Source organism: Paenibacillus sp. WLX2291 (assembly GCF_046603665.1).
GTDB lineage: Bacteria > Bacillota > Bacilli > Paenibacillales > Paenibacillaceae > Saccharibacillus.
Genome location: NZ_CP176755.1, coordinates 4767501 through 4793759 on the forward strand (window position 1 = coordinate 4767501; position 26259 = coordinate 4793759).

Genomic DNA, 26259 nt, shown 5'->3' on the forward strand with positions numbered 1-26259 from the left:
AAAGCGCTCCATTCGATTACAGCCGGACAAAGCAGATGTGGATCCCCTACATCCAGATTCTGAGCCAACCGTGAAGAAACCGGTAGTAACACCTGTGTCACGTCCACAGGAAGCAACGCCTTTTTATACACGACGTTCCTTTTTGCGCGGTGCCATTGGTATTGGACTTGCGGTTTCGATTGGTCCTACTTTTCTACGGTGGCTGGGTAGTTCATTAACAAGCGGTGGTGGTAGTTGGACTGAAATGCAAGCCAGCAATCCAAACAAAATGGTGCCTGATCCGAAACCGCTCACTGATTCATCTCCTCCAATTGGTGGAGGAGCGCAGGGTGAGTTCCGTGTGTATACGGTGACGCCGATTCCTTCTTTTGATAATAGTAACTGGTCGTTCACGATTGATGGGCTGGTGGATAAGCCGCAAACATGGAATTGGGAGCAATTTCTGAAGTTGAAACGACAGGTTCAGGTCAGTGATTTTCATTGTGTAACTGGCTGGTCGGTGTATAAAAATACGTGGGAAGGCATTCCGTTACTCGACTTTTTGAAGATGGCTGGCGTGAAGCCGGAGGCGCGTACGATTAAATTCTATTCTGGTGACGGAGTGTATACGGATTCGATTACAATGGAGCAGGCGCAGTTGAAGGATATTATGGTTGCGCTTCTGCATGATGGCAATATTATTCCTGCCGATCTGGGCGGTCCGGTGCGACTTGTCATTCCGAAAATGTATGCTTATAAATCAGTAAAATGGTTGAATCGGATTGAGTTGATTACGGATGATTATACGGGATATTGGGAAGAACGCGGTTATGATAAAGATGCTTGGCTGCCGGATAACCTGAGTTGATCATTGTTTGATTGTTGGAATTTGGTTAGTGTGGTGAGTTATTAATTAGTTTGGTATTGAATAAAAAGGACGAGTGTCTCGGTGTATAGAGATGCTCGTCCTTTTTTGAGGTTGTGGCTTAACATTTCAAGATACTAGGTGACAAAGGAGTTCTCTTAGTTCTCTTAGTTCTCTTAGTTCTCTTAGTTCTCTTAGTTCTCTTAGTTCTCTTAGTTCTCTTAGTTCTCTTAGTTCTCTTAGTTCTCTTAGTTCTCTTAGTTCTCTTAGTTCTCTTAGTTCTCTTAGTTCTCTTCATTCTGTTATGCTTCGTCGAGGTTTAGCAATTGGCGGAGTTGTTGCTCGTCTTCGATGATCTCGATGCCGAGGTCTTGTGCTTTGGTGAGTTTGCTGCCTGCTTTTTCGCCGGCAATGACGATGTCGGTCTTTTTGGATACGCTGCCGGTGACTTTGGCGCCGAGTTGTTCCAAACGCTCAGCAGCATCGTCGCGGGTCATCGTATGAAGTGTGCCCGTTAGGACGACGGTTTTGCCAGTAAAGTAGGAATCTTCGGTTATAACCGTTGCGGGCGCTTCAGGAACTTGCGGCTTCACGCCTTGCTCCAGCATACGGTCAATTCCGGTTTGCATAAATGGATCAGCAAAGTATTCGACGATACTTTCAGCGACAATCGAACCAACGTCTGGCAACTCAACCAGTTCTTCAACCGTTGCCGCGCGGATTTTCTCCAGATCGCGGTAATGTTCTGCCAGCATACGCGTTGTTGTTTTCCCAGTATTGGGAATGCCCAGTGCGTACAGGAATGATGCCAGATCACGGGTTTTGCTGTCTTCGATTGCTTGTAACAGGTTATTGGCCTTGCGTTCTCCAAAGCGTTCCAGCTTCACCAGATCGTCCAGCTGCAACGTATACAGATCTGCTGGTTCGCGTACTTGCAATTCGCTTTGCAGCTGCGTTGCTGTTTTGATGCTGAATGTCTCGATATCCATCGCATCTCGGGAAGCAAAATGTGTGATACGCGCTACAATTTGCGGCTCACAGCCAAATTTGTTATTACAGAACAAATGTGCACCGCGCTGTTCTACCGGGAAACCGCATGCCGGACATTGATCCGGGTATGGAATTTCTTCGCCATCGTTCTCTTCGGACACTTTGCCAAGAATTTCAGGAATGACATCGTTTGAGCGACGAATATATACACGAGTGCCAAGGGCGTGTTTCAAGTTTTTGCGTTCAATGTCGCCGATGTTGTTGAGTGTACAGTTCTGTACAGTTACGCCTGCGAGTTCGACAGCTTCCACACGTGCGAGCGGTGTGATTTTACCAGTACGCCCTACATTCCAGCTTACAGATTGGAGAATGGTACTCGTCTCTTCGGCTTCGAATTTGTAAGCAACTGCCCAGCGCGGAAATTTATCGGTATAGCCGAGTACTTCACGGGTGCGCATATCGGTAATTTTCACGACCGCGCCATCGATCAGATAATCCAGACTGGTACGTTCAGCTTGGATCTCTTCCAGCTTCACGATCACATCATCAAAATTCTCATAATAAAAAACAGACGGATTCACGCGCAAATGGTTATCCTGTAGAAACTGCATCATCTCTTGTTGATTTTGGAACGTGATGCCTTCTGCATATCCTACATTATAGAAGTAAGCGTTCAGCTTGCGTTTGGAGGTGATTTTGGGATCGAGGTTGCGTAGTGCGCCTGCGGCGGCATTGCGGGCATTTTTAAGTTTGTCCTTATCAGATGCGGCTTCGTTATACGCTTCCAGTACAGACAGATTCATAATGCCTTCACCCTGAATTTCCAGCTTGCCCTTCGTAAATGGAATCGACAATGGGATCGAGCGGATCGTTTTCACTTGTTCTAAAATTCCTTCACCGACTACACCACTCCCACGAGTCGATGCCTGAATCAAGCGACCATTTTCATACGTCAGGTTCAGTGTTAACCCGTCAAATTTCAGTTCGACCGCGTAACTTGGTTCCGGCAATGGTGTATCTGGATTCTTCTCGTTGTAATCATCAATGCGTTTCCGAGCACGGGTATGCCAACTTGATAGCTTTTCCAGGTTTTGCGCTTTGTCGAGACTCCATAGTGGTGCCAGATGACGATGTGGTAGGAAGCCTTTTAACAGCTCGCCGCCTACGCGTAAGGTAGGGGAATCTGGCAGTACGACACCGCTATCCTGTTCTAGTTGCAGCAATCGGTCATACAGGGCGTCATAGGCTTTATCGTCCACAAGCGGTTCGTCCATCGTGTAGTAATGATAATTATAGTTATTCAGCTCGGCGACAAGGCTTTCCATTTCCTTCATCGGGTCCATTGGGGGCATCTCTCCGTTCGTAATATGTAAGACGGCTGCCAATGAAACAGACAGCCGCCTCGAAATATAGACAGCATCCGCATACCATGCATCAAACTGTGTGATTTTCTCTTATTTTAAAATTTGATCGTAACGTTGAAGATATACAATGATACGATGTGCGTTTACAAAGGAAGGTTCATTATTCCACTTTGGTAATCGGTGCAAAACCAGCCAATAGTCGCTTCAAGCCTGTCGGTGCCGGGAAAGCAATTTGTAGCTCCATATCGTTCCCCGTTCCTTTGACAGCTACAATGGTGCCTATCCCCCATTTGCCATGGGATACTTTATCGCCTGCCTGGAAGTTACCACCACCGCTTGCGGCTGCTGGTTTGGGTGCTGTGCCGTTCCCCGTGCTTACCGTGACACCAGAAGATGCCGAAGTTGTACGTGGTACAGCACGTGCAGACGATCCGCTACCGAATGCCGACGAGTTATCCCGGCGTCCGCCAAAGTTACTACCACCTGCATTGCCACCAAATCCACGTCCACTATTTCCATAGCTGCTACCGCCGCCACGACGGTAGTTGTTCGGTGCTACGCGTGTATCTTCTTTGTACTCTTCTGGAATCTCTTCCAAGAAGCGTGACGGCGGGTTAGCAGTTGTGCGTCCAAACAGCGTACGCATCTGGGCGCAGGAAAGGAATAGTTGCTTCTCCGCGCGCGTAATACCGACATACGCCAGACGACGTTCTTCTTCCAGCTCGTCATTATCCATAAACGCACGGCTGTGCGGGAAGACACCTTCCTCCATACCGATAATAAATACAGTTGGGAATTCCAGACCTTTTGCACTATGCATCGTCATCAGTACGACAGCATCATCCTGCTCTTCTGGATCATCCCCCATTGAATCGATATCAGCGATCAGCGCCAGATCAGTCAAGAACGATACAAGCGATTTGTCTTCGTTGTTTTTCTCAAATTCCATCGTAACGGATAAGAACTCCTCAATATTCTCGACGCGCGCTTTGGACTCCAGTGTATTCTCACGTTGCAATTCGATTCGATATTGAGACATTTCCAGAATCTTCTCCGTCAATTCGGTCACTGACAGATAGTCTACCATCTGGTGCAGCGCTGCAATCATATCGTAAAATTCCACCAGCGCATTGCGCGTACGTCCAGCAAAACCCAAGTCATCCACAATCTCCAACACTTTAAAAATAGAAATACCGCGTTCGCCTGCTGCCGATGCCAGCTTCGCTACACTCGTATCACCGATCCCACGCTTCGGTACGTTGATTACACGGGTTAAGCTAATATCATCATCCGGGTTGGATAATAGACGCAAATAGCCGAGAATGTCCTTGATCTCTTTGCGATCATAGAACTTGATGCCGCCGACAATCTGGTACGGAATATCCGACTTGATCAGAATTTCCTCTATAACCCGGGATTGGGCATTGGTGCGGTACAGAATCGCATGATCCTGATACGGACGACCGGTTTTCACATTTTTATGAATCTCGGATGTAACGAAGTAGCCTTCATCATGCTCGGAGTCGGCGCGGTACACTTTGATCTTGGCGCCGCCTTCTTTGTCTGTCCACAGCTTTTTCGGTTTGCGTCCGCCGTTGTTGCCGATGACTTCGTTGGCTGCGTTCAGAATGTTGGAAGTCGAACGATAGTTTTGCTCCAGCAAAATCGTTTTCGCTTCCGGGTAATCTTTTTCAAAGTTTAAAATGTTCGTAATATCGGCACCACGCCAGCGATAGATCGACTGATCGCTATCACCAACGACACAAATATTGTGATGCGCATCTGCCAGCATATTACAGAGCATGTATTGCGCACGGTTCGTATCCTGATATTCATCCACATGGATATACCGGAATTTCTTCTGGTAAAATTCCAGCACTTCCGGTACTTCTTTGAACAGTTGAATCGTCGTCATGATCAGATCGTCAAAATCGAGCGAGTTATTCGCACGCAGTCGACGCTGATACATCGTATATACTTTGGCTGCTAAACCTTCAAAATAATCGCCGATATTGCGCTCATACTGATCCGGTGTGACCAGTTCGTTCTTCGCTGTGCTGATCATGGATTGCACCGTTTTGGGTTCAAACTTTTTCGTATCCATGTTCAAGTCCTTCATGCAGGAGCGAATAACGGACAACTGGTCACCAGAATCAAGAATGGAGAAATTGGAAGTAAAGCCGATCCGTTCGATATCACGGCGCAAAATTCGTACGCACATAGAGTGAAAGGTGGATACCCAAATTTCACGTCCATCCTTGCCAACCAGCTGAGAGACACGCTCTTGCATCTCACGAGCAGCTTTGTTTGTAAATGTAATCGCTAGAATGCCCCATGGTGCCGATTTGCGAGAATCGATAATATGAGCGATACGGTGAGTCAGTACGCGTGTTTTACCACTACCTGCTCCTGCCATAATGAGCAGTGGACCATCGGTTGCCAGTGCCGCTTCCTTTTGTCTGGGATTCAGGCGGTTGATGGCGTCTTTTATGTTAATCATCGTCATGCGAAATAATACCCCTTTCAAACAAAATAATTACGCTTTGACAGCAGAAACTGTCTTCAACGCTTGTTGTAGATCGTTGTATACGATGTTGCCAACAATTACGGTATCGCATATTTGTGAAGCCTGACGTGCCGTCTGTTCATCGACTACGCCACCACCGTAAAAGATACGTGCGTTGCGAGTCACCCGACGAATATCTGCTGCCAGTTCCATATCGCCAAATGTACCACTATATTCGACATACACTACTGGTAACTGCAATAAACGATCTGCTGCCTGTGCGTAAGCAGCTGCCGTATCAGCATCGAGATCGGTAATAGCATCGGTCAATTGCGCTACAGTAGATTCGCCATTTAACACAATATACCCTTCCGGGATCAGCAATTCCCATGGAATGAGATGACTGTACTGCTCAATCGCCTGTACATGTCTGCCAATCATCCACTGGCTGTGCTGCGTATTCAATACCATCGGAATCATATACAGATCAAAACCCGGTACAACTGCTTCGAGGTCGGACACTTCCAGCACACAGGGCAATTCGTAACGACGCACACGGGACATTAGATCAACCGTGTTGTCATACGTAATCCCAGATGAACCACCGACCATGATCGCGTCTGTTCCGGACATGCAAATCAGCTCCAGATCGTCATCCAAAATGTCGCGATCGGGATCAAGTTTGAACACATGACGCCATGTTTTTATTTCGTCTCTCAATGATATTCCTCCGTCTTTGAAACAACCTTCAAAATAAGTCTATGACAGCAGGTGTATAGTGTCAATGTTCGTATGCAATACGAACAAAAATGCCCTACTTTATACAAGTAGGACATAGGCGTATTTCCATTGCAGTCGATAGATGTATCGTTATTTTAGTTATTGTGCATGATGATGCAGATCAATACGCATTTTTGTTTACGAATCCATTACGTATCGTTTTGAAAATGATCTTAATATCGAATAGCAACGACCAATTTTCAATATAGAAAATATCGTGGTTAATCCGATCTTCAATCGACGTATCGCCACGCAAACCATTACTCTGCGCCCAACCGGTAATGCCCGGACGTACATGATGCTTGACCATATACTTTGGAATCTCTTCCCGGAATTGCTCTACATAATATGGACGCTCTGGACGTGGACCAACCACACTCATATCGCCAATCAGTACATTGAAAAATTGCGGTAGTTCATCCAGACTCGTACGTCGGATAAATGAACCAAACTTCGTTTTGCGCGGATCATTGGCAGTCGTCCAGCCTGTATCGACCTGACCTTCTGGAATAACGCGCATAGAACGGAACTTGAACATCATAAAATTACGCCGATTCAGACCGACACGCTCCTGCTTGAAAATAATCGGTCCCGGCGAAGTCAGCTTCACCCCGATTGCCACTATCAGCATAATCGGCGATGTAACCAAAATAGCTGCCAAAGAGAACAGAATATCAAAGCCGCGTTTGAAAATGCGGTTCGCCGCAATATCGAGCGGAATATCCCGCACGTTGATCATCGGCATGCCAGCAAAATTATCGAAATACGGTCGCGCAGGCAAATAGTCAAAGAAATCGGGAATAATGAGTGTACGTACACCCGCTTTTTCACATTCCGCAATGATCCATGGATATTTATCATGTGCATCCAGTGGCAACGCTAGAATGACCTCGTCAATCATCATCGAATGCAGCTTATCTCCCAATTCGTGAATTTTACCGAGTACTGGCTTGTACTTGCGTAGCTCAATACTGTCAAAATCACGATAATCATCAAGGAAGCCGACCACATCGTAGCCCATTTCCGGGTATTGCATCAGATTGTCGTAGAACCGTTTCCCAAGCGAACCTGCGCCCAGAATAAGTACGAACTGCTTGTTGAATCCTTTTTGCCGTGCGCGCTTGAGTCCGAGCTTGATCACATAACGATAAAAGATAATAAGCAGCAGATTGAAGATCATATATACGAGCAAGTAGTAACGCGAAATATTGACTTCTTTAAAGAAGAACAACGCGCCGAGCAGTACGAAAATACTCACTGCATGCGTCTGTACAATTTTTAGCATTTCATCAGCAAAACGCTTTTTGCGCTTGGCTGAATATAAACTGCTCATCGTGCCGATCAGTACGGCAATACCACCGTACACAATACTCCACATAAAATATGTTTCAATCGGCAATGCCCCATAACCTTCAGGCGAATTATCATACGGCAATACTAGTGCCTGAAACTTCAAAAACCAGGCAATCAGAAAGGAAAGCTGAATGACCAAGAAATCCGTCAAAATATACAGTCGGGTCAAAAATCGCTGATTTTTGCGGATCACGTCTGGATTCTCCTTTCTGTTTCGGCTGATGATGCGGATGCCGGTCGTAATAATTTATTTTTAATCAATGACATCGCAAGCTTGACCCCGATGCCAGCATACACAATACCGTTCGTTACAAACGAATACTGCTTCCGGTAATGCTTGCGGTGAAACAGCCACATGGCCCGGTGAAATTCATAGATGATCTTGAATGGCTTGCGACGGCTGCTTGCTCCCTTGTAATGCACAATAAACGTATTGCCGCGGTAGTGAATCTCCCAGCCCGCTTCTTTAATCCGGTAGCACCAGTCGATATCCTCACCATACATGAAAAACGCTTCATCTAGCCCGCCAATCTGCTCAATGACCTCACGTCGTACAAGCATAAAAGCACCTACCAACGAATCAACCTGGTAGCTGTCGTCCGGACTGAGATAACCGAGCTGATAGCCGTTAAACTTGGGATTGTTCGGAAACCATTTTGAAAATCCGAACGCATAATAAAACGATGCTGATGGTGTTGGGAATCCGCGCTTGCACGCTTTATCCAGTGTTCCGTCCGGCAAAATAATCTTACAGCCTGCTGCACCTGCGTGCGGATGGCTGTCCATAAAAGAAACCATCGTTTCCAGTGTGTCCGGTTCTACGATGGTATCGGAATTAAGCAGCAATGTATATCGCCCCCGCGCCTGTTTCATGCCAATGTTGTTGCCTTTGGCAAACCCTCCGTTGTCGGGATTGGCGATGAATACAGCATCCGGAAAAGTTGCCGGAATGCGAGTGACGGAATCATCACTGGAATGATTATCGACCACGATCATTTCGTACGTATACTGTGTCTGCGAACGATATACCGAAGCAATACAATCCAGTGTCAGCTGACATGTATTATAATTTAAAATTAAAACGCTAACGTCCATAATACGCTCCTGCCTTGAAATTCGCATATCATAAGCTAATGTGATTCATAGATTACGATCCTGCAATGGCTATTTATGATTGCTAATCATTATGAGTATTCTACCGACTTTTGTATATTCCTTGCAAAGACCGGACTTGAGTCTACAGGCATTATAGCACAGATCATCTGTTAGAAGTTAATTTCAAGATTATACCAGTAGAACCTTTTCAGTGTTTTCTGAATGACAGTCATTGGTGTTGCATGAATACGATACAGTATCTAGATGTAGCCGATTAAAATGAGAAAACGGAATAATAATTGTTCTGTAATAGACTGCCTGAATAGTCGACATGTTCTCAAATATCGAACCCTTGACCAAAAAGTAGATCTAGGTGCGATGAAATCATTCACCTGTCGAATCATCTCTTTATCGCACATTTGTTCACCATATATACGTTTAAATTCTTCTGCCTGTTTTACAAGTAGACTTTTATCTCCACGATGCTTGAGAAAACTATTCCACTTTTTCTTCAATTTCTGAGCAATTGTCCATTCTCCTCCAACTGCATTTCCACCGTGCTGACGATAGTAAATGGATGGCGTATGTTCAAAATGAACGTTACCAAAACAGGAAATGACCAGATACATCCACCAATCATGCATTTGAAGATTATTTATATTTACAGAATGAGATTTGTTCATTAATAACTGTAGCGCTGCTCTATTAAATGAGACAGTAGCACCAACAGCAATATTTTGAATTAATGCATTGTAAAAAGAGGCTTGCAAATTAGGCATCCCCGGCCAGATCGCAGTTGGATTTAACTGTCCATCTGTCAACTGGGTATCCGTACAGATCATACACGCAAGACTATGTTCGTTCTTATGTTTATCAACCAGATTACTACTTGGAGTATGGAGGTTTGTGGATTGCTGCTCTTGCATAGTAGATAACAATTGTACAGCCTGCTCTGCTTTATGAGTCATCCATACATCATCTTGGTCGCAAAAACAAAAATACTCCGCAGTCTGATCCGCGTGCTGCATCAATGACCAAAAACTTGGCACTACCCCTACATTGTCACCCTGGATCAACTGAATTACGTCAGGATGCTGTTCTTGATAGCGATGTATAATTGCAATTGTGTTGTCAGTAGAACCATCATCTCGAATTAAAATTCGTATAGGCTGGTACGGCTGAGATAGTATACTATCCAATTGCGCTTCGATATATTTGGCTCCGTTATATGTAGACATCAAAACTTGAAGCATTCCAATATCAGTCATGCCAATACCTCATTTTATTAAAATTAAATTGTCGCCCACTATACATTCGACGATACAATCTGATATGCATTATACACAACTCCTGTATCCAACGTCATCTATTCATAAAAAAACTGGATTCTATCTAATACATAGACAGAAATCCAGCCTAAAATAAATTATAAGTTAAACAAACCATTTATTCGTACATTTAAACAAATATATAGTTTAGATAAACACAATAATTCACAAAAATATATATAATAATTAATGCACTTATAACTATAATCAACTTCTGAGGAAAAATTAAGTGATCCAAAACGTATTTGAGTCCTAAGATAATAAAGATAATCAATGGAGAAGCAATAGACATAATATATCTTCCTTGTGGTTGATAATCGATTTTTAATGAATAATACGAATGTAAGCCTATCGTAATTAAACAACTTAAAACTATGGATATATTCATAAATAGCAGGTTTTTTTCCAAACATATATTTTTTTAAATATCTTACAAATATAATTAAAAATAACAGAAATTACGCCAACTATACCTAAATACAAATAAAAATCATAATAACTTTCGCTCATGATCACATTCATATATCCAAACTGACCAATAAATGAATGAATAACCGTTTCTCTAGCTTGATTATCAAATAAAAGTTTAAAAAGATCACCTTTATATGGTTGCTGTAGCACTTGTCCACCTTCAGCTAACCAGCGCAAATATTCTTTTCGAAATGTATTCATACCTAAAAAATCACTGTATAACATGTAATTTCTAATAAAAAAAGGAAAAGTTACTACTGCAGTTAAAATAAAAACTACTGAAAAGTTAGTTATTATCTGCTTTAGCGTAGTTCTATTCATTTTAAAATTCAAAATATTACTTATTATAAAAAAAAGCCCTCCCATTAAAATAAAACCGTATGAATTTGAATAACCTAGACCACAAATAATAAAACCTAATGCCAAACAAATACTATTTTTAATATTCCATTGATTTTGATAAGCTTTAATCATACTAAATACCACTATACTGGCTCCAGAAACTGCAATAATATCATTATTTACATAACTCGATAAAAAAGTGAATTGAGGCAAAAATGCCATAAAAACCATACCAAGTATAGAGAATTTTTTACTTTTTGTGATAAGTTCAATGCTTTTTCCAGTAAATAGTATTGCAATCATACCAAATAATACGCTGGTTAAACGAGCAGCAAACAACAAAGCATGATCTGAATTTTTTATAATGCTCATTATTCCCATGAAAAGAGCACTAAAAATTGATCCTAGGAATTGCGGGTAAAATGCGTAAGACCAGTTGCCTAGCCAATATATAACTTCTGGATCATATCCTGTTGGTAATTTCCCATGATTAAATATAAATTGTGGAATCTGATATCTCATTAATTCATCGGGTGCATTATTAAAAGGGATATGGTATGCCCATACTGAAAAAACAATTCCTGATACTATTACAACAAAACATTGATAAAAATTCATATCTATTTTTAGAAGTTTCATTCCTTTTGCTTTGTCCTTTCTAATTTAATAGGATTAACTCCTCACTTTGAAAAATCTCAATAGTTGAATGTAATATCGCAGGAACGCTAACACTATTTCTTATTTTGATTATAGTAATTTTGTAAAAAAACATTTAATCCTTTCGACCAATCGTGAATATCTACAAAGCCATTAGTTCTGATCGACATATGCTCCATTACTGAATTAGTAGGACGTAAAGCTGGTCTTGGAAATTCTTCTGTAGTACAAGGCTCCAATTGAGCAATAATTTCGACCGCTGCAACTTGATTAGCTTGTTTAAAAATTTCTTTTGCAAATTCATACCAACTGCAAGAACCACTATTAGAAGCATGATAGATACCATATTTTTCAGTAAGCATTAATTCAGCGAAAAATTCAGCTAAATCAACTGTATATGTTGGAGACCCCTTCTGATCATGAACTACTCTTAAATTTGGTTTTTCCTGACCTAATTTGAGCATAGTTTTCACAAAATTATTTCCATGTAGTCCATACACCCAAGAAGTACGCACAATAAAATAACGGCTGGATAACGTTTGTACAAGTATTTCACCTGCACGTTTAGACTTACCATAAATACTTTGAGGATTTGTATTATCATATTCATGATAAGGAATCATACTTTGACCATCAAATACATAATCAGTACTGACGTAGATCATTTTTGCCTGTACCGCTTCGGCAGCTACGGCAATATTGCGACTGCCTGTTGCGTTTACGAGATACGCGCCATCCACATCACTTTCCGCTGCATCTACAGCTGTGTATGCTGCACAGTGGATTACAACATCAGGAGCAAATTTGCCGAGCACCTGCTGGCATTGCTCCAGATTGGTAATATCCAGTTGATGGCGGTCGCATCCCAGCACAATGTGACCTTTACGTTCCAGTACAGCAACCGTATCGACGCCAAGCTGACCAGATGCGCCCGTAACGAGTACTTTCATTATTGCTCACCCAGACGGCTACCGTATTGCTGTTGGTAGTATTCTTGGTATTCGCCAGAAGCGATACGAGTCCACCATTCTTTGTTATCCAGATACCATTGGATCGTTGCTTGGATACCGGATTCAAAATTGTGTTTCGGCTTCCAGCCCAGCTCGGTCATCGTTTTGGTTGGATCGATACCATAGCGACGGTCGTGACCCGGACGGTCTTGCACGTATTTAATCAAGGATTCCGGCTTATCCAATTGTTCCAAAATCGTTTTAACGATATGGATATTCGTACGCTCATTGTTGCCACCGATGTTATACACTTCACCATTTTTGCCTTCATGAATAACGAGATCAATCGCGCTGCAATGGTCTTCTACATACAGCCAATCACGAATATTCAGACCATCACCGTATACCGGCAATGCTTCATCCGCAAGCGCACGAGAAATGATCAATGGAATCAGTTTCTCTGGGAATTGGAAAGGTCCGTAGTTGTTCGAGCAGCGTGTGATATTCACTGGCAGACCGAATGTTTCGTGGTATGCACGCACCAGCAGATCGCCGCCTGCTTTGCTCGCAGAATACGGGCTATTCGGAGTGAGCGGTGTTTCTTCTGTGAACAGACCAGTTTCGCCCAGTGTGCCGTAGACTTCATCTGTCGATACTTGCACGAATTTGGTGATGTTGTGTTTTTTGGCAACATCCAGCAGGACTTGTGTGCCGAGGACATTCGTTTTTACAAATACGTCCGGCTCCAGAATGCTACGATCCACATGCGATTCTGCTGCAAAGTTAACAATGATGTCCACACCTTGCGAGACGAGTTCCTCCATTTTGGCTCCATCACCGATGTCGGCTTTCACAAACGTATGATTGGGATTGCCTTCGATGTCTTTCAGATTTTCCAGATTTCCTGCGTAAGTCAGCGCATCTACGTTGATAATCTGGTATTCTGGATGCTCCCGCAGCATATACAGTACAAAGTTGCTGCCGATAAAACCGGCACCACCCGTAACGAGTAATTTCATAAATTGCCTCCTAATTTAACATAGTTATTTTGTTTGTTTAAAAACTATTAATTTACTTATAAAATAATTGACCAATATTACTATAATATTAACAAGGATTTTGGCAATAGTATCATTAATAGTTAATCCTTCAACAAGTAAAATCATACCCATTAAATCTATAAAGTAAGAAAGTAATCTAGCCCCAAAAAACAATACCATTTCTTTCATAAATCCTTTTTCACTTTTAAAAACATACTTCTTATTTGTAAAAAAGGCAAAGAGAACGGAAATAATCCAAGCGATCGTTGTGGCAATTCGATAATCCATATACAACAAATTCACCAATATTATATATGAAACAATATTTACAACGGTCGTCAATACACCAAAAATAATATAATTTATAATCTCTTTTCGATTAATCATTAGTAACCTTTTGTTCTTTCGGCAATTCTTTAGTGGGGATAATTTTATTATTATTATATTGATTTACAAAGTAAAGCGGTCTTCTTTTCGTTTCATTGAAAACTCTTCCTAGATATTCTCCTATAATTCCTAAAGAAATCAATTGAATACCGCCTATAAATAGCATTACCGTCATTAAAGAAGGATAACCTTCAACTGGATTCCCATAAATCAAAGTTTTAATAATAATCCAAATCATATAGATAAATGCACATGCAGATATAATGATTCCAGATGCTGCTGATAAGCGTAATGGAGTGATTGTAAATGAAGTTATGCCTTCAATAGCCAAATCAAATAATTTAAAATAGTTCCATTTTGTTTCTCCAGCAAATCTAGCATCTCGATCAAAGCGGATTTCTTTTTTGTTAAAACCGATCCAACTAAACATACCTTTAGTATAACGTTGAGTTTCTCGTAACTGTTTTAATGCCTCAATACAACGACGATCAAGAAGCCTAAAATCTCCTGTATCTTGTTGCAAGGGTACTCTGGTCACCTTTTGAAGAACTTTATAAAAAGTAGCTGATGTCCATTTTTTAAACCAAGTTTCTCCTTGCCGACTATTTCTTCTAGCAAAAACATCATCATAACCATCTTCCCAAAATTTTATCATTTGAGGAATAAGTTCAGGTGGATCTTGCAAGTCAGCATCTATAATAATAATTGCATCTCCTCGGGCATAATCAAAACCAGCCATCATTGCAACTTCTTTACCAAAATTTCGCGAAAGATCAATAATGGAAATTCTTGTGTCTATTTCGCGAAGCTCTTTAATAATTTCAATAGTGCGGTCTTTACTACCATCATTTATGAATAAAAATTCATAATCGTATTTAGAGATTTCATGTGTAACCAATTTCAACCTATCATATAAATGTGTTAGAACATCTTCTTCATTATACGCAGGTATCAAAATAGTGATTAATTTTTTCAATTTATCCTCCTTATATCTTATTGATGAAATTAATCGTTTTAATAATTATTGACCAATTTATTTTGTAGTACTGGTAAATTTAGTTTCAATAAGGCATATGCAGTGGTTTTCACATGAATAGAACCATCTGAATTTTTAGTCAATTTGATTTCGCCATGTGCTTTAGTGTTTTTAATTACATATTCAGAAAAAAGTTTTTGTGTTCCGCCGATTCCATATACGGATAGTCCTTTAACATCAAACTCTGCTGGTCCAGGCATCACCATTTGAATATCATTCAAGTCTTCTGGTATTTCAAACAGAGCTTCATTCTCTGTCACTTGTACCTCACTTGGATCAATATTATATGGTTCAGTTTGACTTATTGCTATTTGATCATTCATGCTTTTAACTATCATATTTGTATCTTTAAAAGGAGTTTCTCATACAAGAAGTTTTTCACCACGTCTTACTCCTCTTACAGAATCTATACCATAATAATTGGAAAAGTAACGATTACTTACAGAATTTCTGAACGGTGCGATTTGATCATTAACATTCTGATCTTTTTGATAAAAATAACGTGTATATTTCTCACCAGGTAATGTGTATTGATAAATCACAATATCCTTGTTATTCATACTTTTATTATAATTTAGCAAGTAGGCTTCATCGGCTAAATCTTGACGAGCAGATTTTAAATAAAAAGCATCTACCGACAAAAAAACGAAGCATGTAATCAAAGCTAAGATACTCAGCGTAAACATTTTCATAAAAGAGAATTTTAATAAAGGAACGATGCACGAAAGAATAAATATAATTAAAAATGTAGAAAATGCAAATGAACTGCGAACAGGTATATCAGGAAAAATAACTAAGGGTAATAAAGAGAGCGAGGGTGCCAAAATATATTTATAATTTTCAAGCAATTTTTTTACTTATTACAAGAACAACAATAAAGCAAATTGTAGCTAGTAAACATAGTTCGAAATTAAAACTTAGTAATGTTGTTATTTTGGATATATCAATATGCAGACCTGCAGACCCTGCTCTTTTGAAATTACCCGGAGCAGTGAAAAGCAGTATGACACCAAATGCAAAACCTACAATTCCATACCATGGAATTATTTTAATTTGTTTGATATTTTCAAGTAAATACAGAAATAAAAATGCTGCTCCTAGGAAAGCCACATTCTCTTGTCCCCAGCCTGCAATTATGCCAACAAAAAAAACAATACTATTAAAAACTTTTCTATTAGTAGATTCAGAAGAAAATACCTTAAAGTGACTTTGTATTTTATCATAAATAGAATTATTCATATAAAATACAGTTAAAACGATTAGTGCAGTAGTTGGCCATAAATAATTTAAACTTCCAGATAACCATACAACAGTTTAAAAAATACAGGAATAAACACCAATAATAGTACACAAGATATTATGAAAGAAGATAGCGCGATTTTGATTTTTTTATTATATAAGTTGAACTAAATAAGTACACATTTAAACAAAGTCGATCAATTACTTCTTGCGGTTGCCGGTTCACACGATTCATAAAACGGCGAACAGCCAAGCGGATTTTGTAGGTTTTGTCAAAAAAGACATTGTGGATGACATCACTTTTTAGCCATTTCCATAAGCCTTCTATCGGATTCATTTCGGGCGAATATTTAGGAAGAAAAACCAACTGCAGTCGTGGATGTTGGCTTAAAAAGAACCGAATCGCAGCCGCTTTGTGAATCCGTCCATTATCCACAACCATGACCAGCTTCCCCGTCGGATAAACCGCCAGAATTTGTTCCAGAAATCGCTGGAAGGCTTTGGCATCATAATCGAGTTCTTCATCCATTCGCTTTTTTTAAATCGGGTAGCACGTTTTCTTGAAAAAAAGCTTGCTCATCCGGATCGGCACTTGCAAGCGTATAGGTCGCTTTCGTGTAACTGAATCCAAGTCTTTGCAACACACGCGAAATGCCTTTTTCGCTAAATGTTTGACCAAATTCCCGCTTCACATAAGCCGCGATGAGCTTCAGTGTCCACGTCGATTTGGCTTCAAAACCCATGTCAGAAGGCTGCTGGTGTTTGAGTATTTCAGCGACGTATTGCTCTTGTTCGGGCGTAAGGGTACGAGGTTTGCCTGGAGAATGCTCCAACGCCAGTTCACTCAAGCCGCCATCTTGGTAGCTATGAATGTATTCGCCAATCGTCTTTCGAGTCCGGTGCAAAATAGCAGCGATGTCTTGCTGTGTTTTGCCTTCGAGATGCAGCAGAACAGCCAAATAGCGCTCGTACAGCCGCTTATCTGTAGTTTGTCGCATCGCTTGAATCAGCTGTTTGTTTTCATTCATTTTTCTCACGTCCCTGTTCACAGAGTTTAAAGAGTATTACCCCATTTAAACAAAGACAATAAGTCTTGTACGTTTCTTTAAGTCAACTTATATAGATAAATTTATCTATATCCTTGATAGTTTTAAATTTCTGCATTTTCTAAAAAAGGATGTCTAGTGTCTTTATCGGAAAGTACAGGAGAATGTACAGGCCAATCTATACCCAAGGCTGGATCATTCCACAGTATACCGCGATCATGTTGTGGAGAATAATATTCATCTACTTTATATAAAACTTGTGTATTAGGAATGAGTGTACAAAATCCATGAGCAAATCCTTTTGGAACGAGTAATTGCCTTTTGTTGTACTCGCTAAGAATAAAACCTTGCCATTGCCCAAATGTCGATGATTCTTTACGAATATCAACAATTACATCATATATAGCTCCAGATATAACACGAATTAATTTAGTTTGAGCTTTTGGTTCTAATTGATAATGCAACCCGCGTAATACTCCCGGCTCAGCCGAAAGTGATTGATTATCTTGAATGAAATTATGATAGATACCAATTTCTTTCATAACTTGATCATTATAACTTTCCATAAAAAAACCTCTATGATCCCCATGAACTATAGGATCTAGCAATTTAGCGCCTTCCAGTTTTAAAGATGTTACTTTCATAATAACCTCCTAATTACAGCTTTAATTTACCAAATTCTTCACCAAATATGATATCTTTTGCAAGTTCATTTGCTTTGGCCAAAGAAGCATGCGTTCCTGCATCTGTCCACCAACCCTTGAGAATATCAAACGAAAGTTCACCACGTTGAATATAGGCATTATTTACATCAGTGATTTCAAGTTCACCACGTGCAGAGGGTTTTAATGTTTTAACAATATCAAACACGTTATTATCAAACATATAAATTCCTGTAACAGCAAAATCACTTTTTGGCGCTTTTGGTTTTTCTTCAATCGAAACAATTCTTTCTCCATCAAGTTCAGCTACTCCGTAGCGCTGAGGATCATGAACTTCTTGAAGCAGCAATTTAGCACCATTCTCTTGTAAACGGAAGTTTTCAACAAAAGGAGCAATATCATCTTCAAATACATTATCGCCCAAAATAACAATCATTTGATCGTCTCCCACAAAATGTTCAGCCAAATCTAGAGCTTGAGCTATTCCTCCCGCTTCATCCTGTACCTTATATGTAAAGGTTACACCCATTTCGCGACCGCTGCCCAACAAGTTAACAACATCTCCCATATGATCTTTACCGGTGACTATCAAGATATCATGAACTCCAGCTTGTTTGAGTTTATGGACCGAATAAAAAATCATAGGATATTTGCCTACTGGCAAGAGATGTTTATTTGTCACTTTAGTTAAAGGATAAAGCCGTGTGCCTGTACCCCCGGCAAGAATAATACCTTTCATATTGTAAACCTCCCAAATATAATACTGGATTCATACTTATCGTTATCCAGCCACAAAATATATAGACAAATCAATAGTATCTCAAATAGACATATAATGCTATGCAAATCATAAATTTCGATTGAATAGCATTATGTCAATAGCTTAATTATAACATCAGAGAAAAATCTTCTCTTTCTCTCGAAAGATGTTTGCTATAAAAAGGATCATTATCAAGCAAAAAAGCCCAGCGTTTTTTTAAATAATCCGCTTCTTTATTGAAACGTTCCATTTTCTCAGGCGTGTTCTCATACCCTCTAGATTTGGATTCATAATGATAGAGAACTACATGTGGAACATATACATTATAATATCCTTTCTCAATCAATTTCAGGCAGAAATCTACATCGTTAAATGCCACTTGTAGATCCTCGTCCAATCCATCTACTTCTAGAAACAGTTTTCTTTTCACCATTAAACATGCACCTGTTACTGCTGCATAATCGCTTACCATACGCAATCTTGAAAAATAACCTGGGTGATTTTCCGGAAAATGCTTATGACTATGTCCTGCAGTACCCGAAATCCCCAACATAACGCCTGCATGTTGAATTGTCGAATCAGGATATAATAACTTTGCTCCTACCGCACCTATTTCGTTACGCTGTGCTTGTCCTGCCAGACCTTCCAACCAATCTGGAGTAATAATTTCAACATCATTATTTAATAATAAAATAAGTTCACCTTGAGCCTCGCGAGCCGCAAGATTATTTAGCTTTGAATAATTAAAAGGAATATCTAAGCGAAGAACTTTAAATCTTTTACCATGTTGTACGATATATTTATTAAATAAATCCAACGTAGCAGGATCATCACTACCATTATCAATAATAATAACTTCAAAATTTGAATAGGTAGATAATTTGAATATAGAATCCACACAAGTTGATAAAACCTCTGCCATATTCCGAGTCGGAATTAAAATCGAAATCAATGGTTCATTTTTTGGAAGATGCTTCATCACATATACATTTGCCAACTCATCTTTAAATACTTTAGCATTATAACCACGTCGATTTATAGTATCTTTTAATGCTCTGACGCCAGCATCAGAAGTATAAGTTTTAGCATTAGCTGAAGTAGCTGTTGAAGTATTTGACATTCGCCAATGATATAATATTTTATTAATATGACGAATATTTTTTGTTAATTCGACTATTCTTAGAGCGAGATCATAATCTTGACTACCTTCATATCCAACTCTAAATCCACCTATTTTTTTTACAATTTCAAGGCGATAAACAGTCAAATGACAAGTATACATTTGCGACAATAAAGTATTCGGAGACCAATCCGGTTTGAAAAACGGCTGTGATCTATTACCTTTTACATCAATTTTATCTTCATCCGAATAGATCATATCTGTATCGGGTTCATTATTCAATAAAAGTGCTACCTCATATAATGCATCCTTGGTAAACTCATCATCATGATCCAAAAAAGCAACATATTCACCACTTGCCAATGAAAGTGCCGAGTTACTTGCAACAGATATATTTTGCTGTTTTTCATGCTGAATAAATTTGATTCTACTATCTTGTTGAGCATATTGTTCAATAATCGCTTGAATTTTATTATTGCTAGAAGCATCATTACATATACAAAGTTCCCAATGTGGATACAATTGCTCTCTTACAGAATCAATTGCTTTCTTCAAATATTCTTCAGGTGTATTGTAGACAGGCATTATTACTGAAATTGTAAACTTACGTGTAATGGAATTTAAGTTTTGATTGATTTCATATTCCGAGATACCATTCAAACGAATCCATTCTTGATATAGTTGTTGTGTGCTTAATTGTGATGGATCGACAAAACTTTTAAGACGATTTGCAACTCCTTTAATTCCTTCTTTTTTATAAAGTTTAGCTGCTTTTAATATCAAATCACGATTTAAACATTTTGATAAATTAATATAATTTGAATATTTTTTTTTCAAAATCGTCAATGCACCAACAATTTTAATATCAATCAGAGACAATTCAAATTCACATTTTTGTGTACCTGTATCCAGCCTTAGTGTACGTGTCTGTTTAGGAATATAAAAGGTAAACTGACTGCTGACACGGTTTCCGATAGGCAAGCTACCTATTTTTGTACTATTCTCTTCAGAAATTCCACTACCATCATCCCAATATACTTTTAGAGGAACAATCATAGCCGAACTAGAAATAACATTTAGTTCAATCCAACCTTTTGGATAATCTCCATCAATAAAAAAGAAAGGATCTTCACCTAGAGAGCGCCATTTCTGTTTTTCAATATCATATTCAATTTGATTGATAGGGACCAGTTTTAATTCTGACCTCTGCATATTCAATTCAACCAACCTTCTCTACATAAAATGGAATTTAAATATCCAACATATAAGGTTTATCTTTGGAATAATTTTCATTATAATAAGCATCTTGCTTTAAAAACCCATTCCATTTCCCCTTCATATATGCTCGTTCTTCTGAACTATCATCATGAACATTACTGATATTATTGAGAAGTATTACTCGAACATAAGGCAACCAAACATTTATATAACCTGCTTGCATTGCTTTTAAAGCAAAATCGATTTCAAAAAAATGTTCCTGCAAGTTCATGTCAAATCCTTCAAGTTTTACAAAAATCTCTTTGGAAATAATGAAAAAATCTTTGCTTAATGCTGACACATTCCGAGTGACAAACATAGCACCATAATGTCCTGGGAAATCTATAGATATTCCTTTATAAGGATCCTCTGCGATATGATGCTCTCCTAAACCTAATACATATCCCGAATGTATAATGAGATCGTTATCTGATTGAATATAGGCTCCAATGACTGCGGTCTCTTTACGTTGACTATGGCCAATCATATCTTGAAGCCAAGCAGAATTATTTAAACGAATAGAATGATTAATGAATAAGTAATGTTCCCCTGCACATAAAGAAACTGCCTTATTATACATATGAGCACCTTGAAATTTCTCAGCATTGATCGATGTGTAGCGATTACCTAGTCTGTCATTCCATTTTTTATCAATTTCCGACACACTTACTTCATCTGCGTTCCAAATGACAACAATCTCGTAATTTATATATGCAGTTTGATCTAGTAAATGCTCCAAAAATTCATCTGTTGCAATCGGATTTTGATTCTCAGTAACAATAATACTTACTAATGGATTAGAATGTACATTGTAATGAAGTAAATAATAGTTAGGATATTGAGAAAGTTCCTCGATCCAACCATTAATTTCTCTACGTCTCATAGCATCAGATAAAGCTTTCATTCCTGCTACATGTGTATAACTTTTTGCAGAAGAATTTGATGCAGTTGATTCAGGGATCATGCGCCAGTGATATAAGATTTTGGGAATATGTGCAATTCGCTGCGTTTTCTCAGTAATTCTCAACGCTAAATCAAAATCTTGACTACCCTCATATCCTTTTCTAAATCCACCAGCTTCCTGAATCAATGTACTACGATATACTCCCAAATGCCCATAATACATATGGCAAAGAAAACGATCCGGAGACCAATCTGGTTTAAAAAATGGAGAAACTCTTTGATGGTCCATATTAACGAAATCTTCATCGCTATAAATGATATCCAGTTGTTTATTATGATTAAGCAACTTTACAATTTCATATAAAGCATTATTGGCAATTTCATCATCATGATCCAACAAAGCTAAATATTCACCTGTTACGAGTGCTAATGCTGAATTGCTTGCTTCTGAAATATGACCGTTTTTCTCACGATATACAACCTTAATTCTAGAGTATTTATTACTATATTCATCCAGTACTCTTTTTATATGATCTTTAGTAGATGCATCGTCCGCTATACAAAGTTCCCAATTTGTATAATATTGGCGAATAACTGAATCTATGCATCTTCGTAGCCATATTTCATCTACATTATAAACTGGCAACACAAATGAAATTAATGGCTGATATTGCATAGCTTGAATATCATGATAGATGTAGTCTAAATCATCGGCGGTTAATTGATTATTGGTTTGCCAAATTGTATATTCATCATATGATTGCGGAGTATTTGATTTACTTTTAACTCTTTGTAAAAATGAACGAATACCTTCTTTTTTTACAAGTAAAATAACCTTTTTGCATATTCCCATTATACTACCTTGTTCGGTTCTCGAACGGTATTCTTGTAGACGCTCCAAGAGCATATGCATTCGGGTTATTTTTTTTATTTGTACATTTTGCAATTTAAATATTACTTTTTTATCTCCTGTATCTAATCTTAATACTTTTGTATTATACGGGATAAAAAAAAGAACTTTACCTTTATATGTTCCTTTGGGCATATATGAAGGAGTAATGGTGTGCTCTTCTGAAAATCCATGTCCATAATCTATATAAAACTTTAGAGGAATAGATTCTTGCGTGCCAGATTCCCAGGCGAATTCTATCCACCCTTTTCTAAAAGAGCCTTCCAATACAAAAGACGGATCTGAACCCATTACTTCCCAGTTATTATCTTTATTTTTGATAACATCATTTAAAGGTACAAGTATAATTTTTTTCTGTGGACTTGCCCATCCAGTAATCTCGTCCCAAGCCATAAAACTTACTTTTTTCAACCGAGAAATCATTTTGGATTAAGAACTCCTTTTCAAAAAACTTTAATTATTTTTAAACTTAAACTTTTGTATAAATCTAGCCAATTTGAAAGATCGTGAATTTATTGTTTGATTTAATTCATTTTGCAATATGAGATTTGAATTATTAATATTATTTTTTTCATCAGTTAAATTCTTAATTTCAGCTTTATACGCATTATTATTCTCTTCTAGTTTTTCAACTTTATGACTAAAATCAGTATTTAAGTTCATAAGATTCACTTTTTCTGTTTGTAGGCTTTGATTTTCTACTTCAAGCATACTATATTTTTGTTTTTGTTTTTGTTCTGTTTCAGCTGAACTTTGAATCAATGCCATTAACATATCCAGCTTTTTCATACGTTGAACTGAAAAAGTGAGTTTATCCACTGGAGAAGAAAAGTTATGTTCAAGTTTGAGAATAATATAAGGGTCATTTTCAAGAAACAAAAATACATCTTCTAACGTTTGATAACCATTATTAACAAACAAACTGAATTCAACTTTCTCGTTTTGTTTATTTGTAATTACGATATTACTGATACGAAAAGCTCCTTTGGAATGTGAAGGATCTATGCGGACGTGTTTTATCGTAGAATAAGCAGCAAGTTCAAATTGAAGTTCAATCTCCTGATTCTGATCTTCATATATGCTAATATTCCTTTTCAGACTAGTTTCTTCACTAAAGCCTTTACCGTCATCAATATAAACTTGTAAACAATCTGTATTACGTTTCTCGCTGCCTCTAACAACCGCAAGCAATTGATGAAACTGATGCTCCAAAAATTGAAGTTTGTTTAAAATCTCCACATCGATTATTTGTTCGTCTTTGTCAATTACATAATCAGAGTAATTTACATTAGTATAGCCAATTATAATTTTCCTATAAGAATCAGCTGCATAATCGATGTTATACAAGTTTTCGTTATAAAAACGATCTATTAGTTTTCGGTACTCATTCATTCTTGAATCCCATACCGCAAAAAAATGAATACTCATCATACGTTCCCAAATATCAACATTGCCATGTGATAAAATACTATGGTTTATATTCTGTTCTTCCAAAAATTCGGTTAACTCTTCCAGTACAGGCAAACCGTTGATGTAATGTTCTTCTAACCAGATATATCCTTCATTATATAAAGAGCGATATAAAGTATTAAGACGCTTTTCTGCATTTCTTACTTTTTCAGAGTGAAAAGGAGCCGTTATTACAAAAAACTCTCGACTGACTCTTTGTAATTCCCAAATAAAATTTTGCCGTTGTTCTGGAAAAATATGTTCGAATACGTCCATAGCAACAATTACATCAAATGTATTATCATCGAAATCCATAGCTGTAGCATCTCCCAAAATATATTGAGGATCCTCCAGCAAATGGTCTGGTAGTTGTATATCCAAATATGTTATTTTATCATTCGGTAAAAATACTTCCAAATTTCGATGCTCGTTTGCACCTACTTCAAGAATATGAAAGGATGTTCCATCTTTTCTTAATTTATTGATAATCTCCTCAACGTTTTTGTATCTTTGATATTGATCAAAAGGATAATCCATTACTCGTTAACCTCCCAGGTGTGGTGGATGTAAAGTCTTCCTTCAGAAAAATATTTATTGGTAACTTGAAATTTTTTTACACTCTCTTTGTAATCCAGACAAACAATACCTTCATTATTGAAAATCCCTACATCAATAACAAATGTGCCACTAATTAAAGGTAAACTATCAATATGATAAGAAACTCTGTGCTTACCACGAGTGGTCGGAATTTCCACTTTTTCCAAATACGTATTAGGTCCAAATATATATTCTCGATCTGGAGTATAGATAGCTACTCCGATCAACAAATCGTCGATACGTTGTTCATAAACTTCATATTGAATATCTACTGTCAGTTTATCAAATGTCTTAAATTGATCATTATTAAGTTCGACTTTACGAATCAAAGCTAATACAGAAGTATCTACAGGCGTTAATAGATCATTCTCATCGCTAGCAGCATAGTCAGGAGCCATAACTTCCGTAATGTTAGGCTTATTTGGTTGTGAAGAGGACATTTTCATATAGTCTTCATAGCGATCTACAATTTCGCTTGATTCACCTTCTGCCTCAATTAATCCATCTTTAATCCATATAGCTTTGTTGCAAAAGCGTTTGATTTGTTCGGAAGCGTGCGACACAAACAAAATAGTTGTGCCTCGCTCTTTCATCTCTTTCAACTTATCGATACATTTGATTTGAAAACGGGTATCCCCTACAGCTAAAGCTTCATCAATAATAAGAATATCTGGTTCCACATTAATTGATACTGCAAATGCTAATCTTGCAAACATACCACTTGAATAAAATTTAACTGGCTGATTGATAAAGTCTCCAATATCGGCGAATTCAATAATACGATCCATTCTTTGTTCAATTTGGTCCGCCGTGTATCCCATCATCATTCCATTTAAACGAATATTTTCAATTCCAGTATATTCAGGGTTAAAGCCAGTGCCCAACTCTAAAATAGCAGAGATTTTTCCATGGACCTGAATATCTCCAATAGTGGGATGCAATACTCCTGTAATCAGTTTTAACAGTGTAGATTTTCCCGATCCATTTCTACCCAGGATACCAAGCGCATCGCCTTTTTGGATGCTAAAGGAAATACCTTTAAGAGCTTCAAAATCTTTATGATATTTTGTTTTCCGAATCGATAATGCTTCCTTCAATCGATCAACTGGTTTATCATATATTTTGAAATTTTTCACTACATTATTTAATTCAATCATATTTTCCATAGTAACG

At 38.3% G+C, this 26259-nt stretch carries 23 protein-coding genes (1 of these 23 cut by a window edge); 1 reads left to right on the top strand and 22 read right to left on the bottom strand.

Features of this window, described 5'->3' with window-relative positions; translation table 11 throughout:
* Window positions 1-847, top strand: partial view of a molybdopterin-dependent oxidoreductase gene (locus ACDE64_RS20435; protein ID WP_411348081.1) — the 3' portion only. The gene continues 458 nt to the left of window position 1, outside the view; the window shows 847 of its 1305 coding nt (coding positions 459-1305); its start codon lies off the left edge, out of view; it ends in the stop codon at window positions 845-847.
* 299 nt (window positions 848-1146) lie between these two features.
* Here the strand turns inward: ACDE64_RS20435 and ligA are convergent, their stop codons facing one another.
* From ligA to ACDE64_RS20545, 22 genes are all read right to left on the bottom strand, one after another.
* The gene (ligA, locus tag ACDE64_RS20440; protein WP_411348082.1) at window positions 1147-3177 is read right to left on the bottom strand and encodes an NAD-dependent DNA ligase LigA; all 2031 of its coding nucleotides are present in this window, start codon (window positions 3175-3177) and stop codon (window positions 1147-1149) included.
* 181 nt (window positions 3178-3358) lie between these two features.
* Window positions 3359-5704 carry a DNA helicase PcrA gene (pcrA, locus tag ACDE64_RS20445; RefSeq protein WP_411348083.1) on the bottom strand — a complete coding sequence of 782 codons (2346 nt, stop codon included), beginning with the start codon at window positions 5702-5704 and terminating at the stop codon, window positions 3359-3361.
* Window positions 5705-5734: 30 nt separating this feature from the next.
* Window positions 5735-6424, bottom strand: coding sequence for a heptaprenylglyceryl phosphate synthase (locus tag ACDE64_RS20450; RefSeq protein WP_411348084.1), 690 nt, complete (start codon window positions 6422-6424; stop codon window positions 5735-5737).
* Between the two features lie 181 nt (window positions 6425-6605).
* On the bottom strand, window positions 6606-8030 hold the full coding sequence (locus tag ACDE64_RS20455) for an undecaprenyl-phosphate glucose phosphotransferase (protein WP_411348085.1): 1425 nt from the start codon (window positions 8028-8030) through the stop codon (window positions 6606-6608).
* On the bottom strand, window positions 8027-8932 hold the full coding sequence (locus ACDE64_RS20460) for a glycosyltransferase family 2 protein (protein WP_411348086.1): 906 nt from the start codon (window positions 8930-8932) through the stop codon (window positions 8027-8029). Before ACDE64_RS20460 ends, ACDE64_RS20455 begins: the two co-directional genes overlap by 4 nt.
* 260 nt (window positions 8933-9192) lie before the next feature.
* Window positions 9193-10200: a glycosyltransferase family 2 protein gene (locus tag ACDE64_RS20465; protein ID WP_411348087.1), complete on the bottom strand. Its 1008-nt coding sequence runs from the start codon at window positions 10198-10200 to the stop codon at window positions 9193-9195.
* Between the two features lie 444 nt (window positions 10201-10644).
* Entirely contained in the window at window positions 10645-11712 is a 1068-nt protein-coding gene (locus tag ACDE64_RS20470; RefSeq protein WP_411348088.1) for a phospholipid carrier-dependent glycosyltransferase, read from the bottom strand.
* 92 nt (window positions 11713-11804) lie between these two features.
* On the bottom strand, window positions 11805-12680 hold the full coding sequence (gene rfbD / locus ACDE64_RS20475; RefSeq protein WP_411348089.1) for a dTDP-4-dehydrorhamnose reductase: 876 nt from the start codon (window positions 12678-12680) through the stop codon (window positions 11805-11807).
* On the bottom strand, window positions 12680-13699 hold the full coding sequence (rfbB, locus tag ACDE64_RS20480; RefSeq protein ID WP_411348090.1) for a dTDP-glucose 4,6-dehydratase: 1020 nt from the start codon (window positions 13697-13699) through the stop codon (window positions 12680-12682). The genes rfbD and rfbB overlap by 1 nt, the downstream gene beginning before the upstream one ends.
* Window positions 13700-13723: 24 nt before the next feature.
* Complete coding sequence (locus ACDE64_RS20485) at window positions 13724-14107, bottom strand: GtrA family protein (RefSeq protein ID WP_411348091.1); 384 nt, start codon at window positions 14105-14107, stop codon at window positions 13724-13726.
* A complete protein-coding gene (locus ACDE64_RS20490; RefSeq protein ID WP_411348092.1) occupies window positions 14100-15083 on the bottom strand; it encodes a glycosyltransferase family 2 protein in 984 nt (327 codons plus the stop codon). Before ACDE64_RS20490 ends, ACDE64_RS20485 begins: the two co-directional genes overlap by 8 nt.
* A 38-nt stretch (window positions 15084-15121) precedes the next feature.
* Window positions 15122-15466 carry a hypothetical protein gene (locus ACDE64_RS20495; protein WP_411348093.1) on the bottom strand — a complete coding sequence of 115 codons (345 nt, stop codon included), beginning with the start codon at window positions 15464-15466 and terminating at the stop codon, window positions 15122-15124.
* Window positions 15467-15505: 39 nt separating this feature from the next.
* Window positions 15506-15991, bottom strand: a complete 486-nt coding sequence (locus tag ACDE64_RS20500) for a DUF6056 family protein (protein WP_411348094.1) — start codon at window positions 15989-15991, stop codon at window positions 15506-15508.
* On the bottom strand, window positions 15984-16403 hold the full coding sequence (locus ACDE64_RS20505; RefSeq protein WP_411350355.1) for a DUF6056 family protein: 420 nt from the start codon (window positions 16401-16403) through the stop codon (window positions 15984-15986). Before ACDE64_RS20505 ends, ACDE64_RS20500 begins: the two co-directional genes overlap by 8 nt.
* Window positions 16404-16500: 97 nt before the next feature.
* The gene (locus ACDE64_RS20510; RefSeq protein WP_411348095.1) at window positions 16501-16911 is read right to left on the bottom strand and encodes a transposase; all 411 of its coding nucleotides are present in this window, start codon (window positions 16909-16911) and stop codon (window positions 16501-16503) included.
* Window positions 16904-17410, bottom strand: a complete 507-nt coding sequence (locus ACDE64_RS20515) for an IS630 family transposase (protein ID WP_411348096.1) — start codon at window positions 17408-17410, stop codon at window positions 16904-16906. The genes ACDE64_RS20510 and ACDE64_RS20515 overlap by 8 nt, the downstream gene beginning before the upstream one ends.
* A gap of 122 nt (window positions 17411-17532) precedes the next feature.
* On the bottom strand, window positions 17533-18072 hold the full coding sequence (gene rfbC / locus ACDE64_RS20520; protein WP_411348097.1) for a dTDP-4-dehydrorhamnose 3,5-epimerase: 540 nt from the start codon (window positions 18070-18072) through the stop codon (window positions 17533-17535).
* A gap of 13 nt (window positions 18073-18085) precedes the next feature.
* Complete coding sequence (locus ACDE64_RS20525; RefSeq protein WP_411348098.1) at window positions 18086-18829, bottom strand: sugar phosphate nucleotidyltransferase; 744 nt, start codon at window positions 18827-18829, stop codon at window positions 18086-18088.
* Window positions 18830-18977: 148 nt separating this feature from the next.
* The gene (locus tag ACDE64_RS20530; protein ID WP_411350356.1) at window positions 18978-21182 is read right to left on the bottom strand and encodes a glycosyltransferase family 2 protein; all 2205 of its coding nucleotides are present in this window, start codon (window positions 21180-21182) and stop codon (window positions 18978-18980) included.
* A 37-nt stretch (window positions 21183-21219) separates the two neighbouring features.
* The gene (locus tag ACDE64_RS20535; protein WP_411348099.1) at window positions 21220-23463 is read right to left on the bottom strand and encodes a glycosyltransferase family 2 protein; all 2244 of its coding nucleotides are present in this window, start codon (window positions 23461-23463) and stop codon (window positions 21220-21222) included.
* Window positions 23464-23493: 30 nt separating this feature from the next.
* Window positions 23494-25026: a methyltransferase domain-containing protein gene (locus ACDE64_RS20540; protein ID WP_411348100.1), complete on the bottom strand. Its 1533-nt coding sequence runs from the start codon at window positions 25024-25026 to the stop codon at window positions 23494-23496.
* Window positions 25026-26252: an ABC transporter ATP-binding protein gene (locus ACDE64_RS20545; RefSeq protein WP_411348101.1), complete on the bottom strand. Its 1227-nt coding sequence runs from the start codon at window positions 26250-26252 to the stop codon at window positions 25026-25028. Before ACDE64_RS20545 ends, ACDE64_RS20540 begins: the two co-directional genes overlap by 1 nt.
* Window positions 26253-26259 lie beyond the last annotated feature (7 nt).